This window comes from Methanomethylovorans sp., assembly GCF_050177135.1.
Classification (GTDB): Archaea; Halobacteriota; Methanosarcinia; order Methanosarcinales; family Methanosarcinaceae; genus Methanomethylovorans.
Map to the genome: position 1 here is coordinate 1 of NZ_JBFXHJ010000168.1, position 4,314 is coordinate 4,314.

4 protein-coding genes and 1 pseudogene are annotated in these 4,314 nt (G+C 44.5%); 3 read left to right on the forward strand and 2 right to left on the reverse strand.

The window, feature by feature from the left end:
- The coding region (locus AB7U21_RS10695) for a cohesin domain-containing protein (RefSeq protein WP_428388936.1) at nt 1–1,216 on the reverse strand (1,216 nt) is incomplete at its 3' end.
- A gap of 356 nt (nt 1,217–1,572) precedes the next feature.
- Nucleotides 1,573–1,800 (reverse strand): hypothetical protein, encoded by a 228-nt coding sequence (locus AB7U21_RS10700; protein WP_333787390.1) that lies wholly within the window; start codon nt 1,798–1,800, stop codon nt 1,573–1,575.
- A gap of 220 nt (nt 1,801–2,020) precedes the next feature.
- Here AB7U21_RS10700 and AB7U21_RS10705 point away from each other — a divergent pair, with 220 nt between their 5' ends.
- The 3 genes and pseudogenes from AB7U21_RS10705 to AB7U21_RS10715 all read left to right on the forward strand — a co-directional run.
- Nucleotides 2,021–2,542, forward strand: a complete 522-nt coding sequence (locus AB7U21_RS10705; protein WP_333787391.1) for a deoxyuridine 5'-triphosphate nucleotidohydrolase — start codon at nt 2,021–2,023, stop codon at nt 2,540–2,542.
- A 52-nt stretch (nt 2,543–2,594) separates the two neighbouring features.
- Nucleotides 2,595–3,386, forward strand: a complete 792-nt coding sequence (locus tag AB7U21_RS10710) for a 2-amino-3,7-dideoxy-D-threo-hept-6-ulosonate synthase (protein ID WP_333787392.1) — start codon at nt 2,595–2,597, stop codon at nt 3,384–3,386.
- Between the two features lie 430 nt (nt 3,387–3,816).
- Nucleotides 3,817–4,314: pseudogene (locus AB7U21_RS10715) on the forward strand (glycine--tRNA ligase); the annotation flags it as partial.

Below are 4,314 nucleotides of genomic sequence, written 5' to 3' on the forward strand. Positions count from 1 at the left end.
AGATGGCACTCTGGGTAAGTGGACCGTTCATAACTTCCTTTGCTTCCAGAACAGCCGGGTCGTATTGCAAAGTAAGGTCCATGTTTCCAATGTTACCGGCAACTCCTTGCAATGTAATGGGGATCTGCACAGTACTTCCCATGGGTGTCGTACGCGATTCGAATGTTATAGTCGCAACAGAAGATGGCGAAGATGGAACTGATGCACCGGCCCCGCCAGCGCCCTCACCCAGCAGTTCGACTGCATCCACTTCTTCCCAACCTGCTATTTTAGTGTGCAGGATAACATTGCTTACAGAATACTCGGTTTTGGGGAAAGTGATCTCGAACCAGCCGGGGCAAGCAGTGTTGTCTGTCCCGGTCCATACTGTATGGCTCTGACCAGAAGTATCTACAAGGTCCACCTGATATATGGATCCCGCATTATAGGTCTCATGGACACGTACACCTATAGCCTGGACAGGCGTTGCGAAAGACAAATTCAACCATTCCGGGTCCGAACCTGATGAGCGGGGGGCCCAGGCAGTATTGATATCTCCGCACTTATCGGTATTAGGCGCACCTGCGGCCTGGTTTGCCGACCAGCCAGAAGCGGAGTATTCACTGCTTGCAGTGACACCTGAAGCCCACTGTCTTGGAGAAACAGCCGAAGTAGTGGTGGATACAGTATCAGTAGATGTACCAGAAGTTGAAGACGGCACTGTGGTGGTATCAGTGTCCCCAATAAGCTCGACTGCATCTATCTCCTCCCAGCCTGCTATCTTAGTATGCAGGATAACACCATTCACCGCATATTCAGTTTTAGAGAAAGTGATCTCGAACCAGCCGGGACAAGCAGTGCTGTCTGTTCCGGTCCATACTGTATGGCTCTGACCCGAAGTATCCACAAGGTCTACACGGTATATGGATCCTGCATTATAGGTCTCATGGACACGAATGCCTGTAGCCATAACAGGCGTGGTGAACGACAACTTCAACCACTCCGGATCCGAACCTGATGAGCGGGGAGCCCAGGCAGTATTTACATCTCCGCACTTATCAGTATTGGGCGCACCTGTAGCCTGGTTTGTTGACCAACCAGAGGCAGAGTACTCGCTGCTTGCAGTGGCACCTGAAGCCCACTGACTCAGGTCGGCAGCTGAAGATAGTCCTACGGTCATTATCACAAAGGACAACACTATCAGAACATTGATAGAACTACTTAATTTGGGTTGCATTTGTACCTCCTCAATTAGAGACTATATAAGATCTTGAGTGCACATCACATTTTGATTCAAGCATATGCAAATGATATAAAGTGTAGAATATTTGTAGGCAATAGCTGAACTTTCAAGTAGTGTACCCCCGTTTTATAATCTTTAATTAAATATTTGCCATATAAATATATAAAGATTCCTTTGGTCTATAATAGGGAATAAGAAGTTATTGAAGTGTTTCTTAATTTGTTAAAAGCCCATTGGGAAACAGAACCAACAAGAGAACCATAGAAATTTAAATTCGATCCGGAATCCAGAAAAGGAAAAAGTGAAGTAAAAATAAAAATTAGAAGAAATATTTTTATACTCGGGTAAATTCACTCTGCTTCTGGTATAAACTCACAATAACCCAGATCACCTGTTTTTGCATTAGCCTGCACCTCAGCAAGAGCCAACGGGTCATAACGTGGGACATCGGCAGTTCTGTACTTTGGGAAAACAAGGGAATATTCTTTCATGTAAGTCTTTCCATCGGGGCTGAGGGTGACCCGAAAAACGATCTCAGGTCTGTTGCCTTCCTTTACAAGATATGTGCTATTCATCATGACGTCTCCTCCAGTATTCTATCTATGACACGACATAGCACCTGCAAAGGTCAGAGATGAACTGACCTTTATTGCAGGCATCCTATCTCACGTCCATATATTAATACAAATTTAATGTATTTAAGTTAAATGGTTAGTTAAATAAGCATTACTGATAACATAATGTTTGCTTTTAAATAACACCCGATATTCTAATAACCTAGTACGCCAATTCTGCCTCATGACCCTTCTATCCAGGAAAGAACTAAGAGAAAGAATACTTGCAAAACCTCCACTGCTGCCACTAATGGAAAACATGATAGATATGGAGATGCAGCTCCAGCCCAATAGTGTAGAGATGACATTGCAACGTGTCGAAGTGATGGAAGGAGCCGGAGCTATTGATTTTGATAATTCCTGCAGAAAGCTGCCACTGAGCAGACCCCTTGAATTCGATGACGACGGATGGGTGTATCTTCTTCCCGGAACTTACAAAGTGGTATTTAATGAGATAGTCAACATACCGAAAGACCTGGCCGCCATAGCACGACCCAGGTCCACAATGCTTCGATGCGGCGTGAACATAGGTACTGCCGTATGGGACTCCGGCTATAGAGGAAGAAGTGAATCTATGTTGCTGGTGCATAACCCTGAAGGTTTCAACGTGCGCAAGAATGCGCGTATCATACAGCTGCTGTTCTACGAGCTGCATGCGGAAGTGGAAGAAGGATATAAAGGCCAATACCAGCATGAGAACATCTGAGCACATAGTTGCTACGTAAAGAATATGTATGTTCAATCAATTATAACAAGTCATGAGCGAGATTGGTAAATCCGTACGGATGGAAAGGATCTTCAACCGTAACACCGGAAAGACTATAATCATACCCATGGACCATGGCGTGGGTGCAGGACCGATCAGGGGCATAATAGACCTCCCAGCTACTGTGAACAAAGTTGCAGAGGGAGGGGCTAATGCAGTGCTTGGACATATGGGACTGCCCAGATATGGACACAGAGGATATGGAAGAGATGTAGGACTTATAATTCACCTTTCTGCCTCTACATCCCTGGGACCGGACCCCAACCACAAGGTTTTGGTGACCACAGTGGAAGAAGCAATAAAGATCGGTGCAGATGCGGTTTCAGTACATATAAATGTAGGTGCTGATGACGAAGCACAGATGCTGAAGGATCTGGGGTTTGTTGCAAGGGCATGCGATGAATGGGGAATGCCACTCATTGCCATGATGTATCCCAGAGGACCGAAGGTCACTTCGGAACATGACGTCATGTTCGTGAAGCATGCAGCACGCATTGGAGCTGAACTGGGAGCCGATATTGTCAAGACAAATTATACCGGAACTATAGAAACGTTCAAGGAAGTTGTTGAAGGATGTCCGGTGCCTGTTGTTATAGCTGGCGGGCCACAGATGGACACGGAGAGACAACTGCTTCAGATGGTATATGACTCCCTGCAGGCGGGAGGAAGTGGTGTTGCCATCGGAAGGAATGTATTCCAGTCCGAAGACCCGGTAAAACTTGTATCCCATATCTCCAAAATCGTTCATGATGGAATGACAGTAAAGGAAGTACTGGGAGAATAAGAACCACTTCACTTTTACTTTTTTACAATACATATACCAGATAGAGTTAACTCTATTCTCCAGTGGAAACAAAGGGGTTTTCTGCCAATATGCACAGTATAGAGATTTAACATTTCCTCATGATAAAGTAAATAGTAATAAGAAAATAAGCTTTTTCAGAGGAGTAAAGCAAGGCCATTGATTTTTAAAAGACTCATTGAAATGATTGTTGGTGGTGGTACGATATGAAAATGCTTCTTTCGGCCTTGCCTATTCCCTTGTATATATGACCACGCATATAAGCTTTATGGACTTGAGTTCCTGTTTTATGAACATATTTTGACAAGAAAAGTGACTATGACAACCTCGATAATGTTAAATCCAATGGGAATATCGATGTCCTATCATAGAATAACATTCATACGATTAATAATCACTGTTGAGGATCATTATGGATAGATATGAGCAGGTAATAGAACTGGCCAAACGCCGTGGATTCTTGTGGAACTCCTTCGAGCTGTATGGAGGAACAGCCGGATTCTATGATTACGGGCCTCTGGGAAGCACTTTAAAACGTAGAATAGAACAGATATGGAGAGAAATATACATTATCCAGGAAGGGTTCATGGAGATCGAGTGCCCTACCATAGGAATTGAAGAGGTGTTTGTAGCATCCGGTCACGTAGGAGGTTTTTCAGATCCCCTTTGCGAATGTAAGCAATGTGGAGAAGCTTTCAGAGCAGATCACCTGATAAAGCACATCGTTGAAGAAGCAGATGGCCTCAGTGACGAAGAACTGGATAAGATCATTGCACAGAACAGCGTTAAGTGCCCTGAATGTGGAGGAGATCTGGGAAATGCCTATGAATTCAATCTCATGTTCAAGACCCAGATAGGCCCTGGAAATGGCAGGAAAGGATACCTAAGACCTGAAACTGCTCAGGGAATG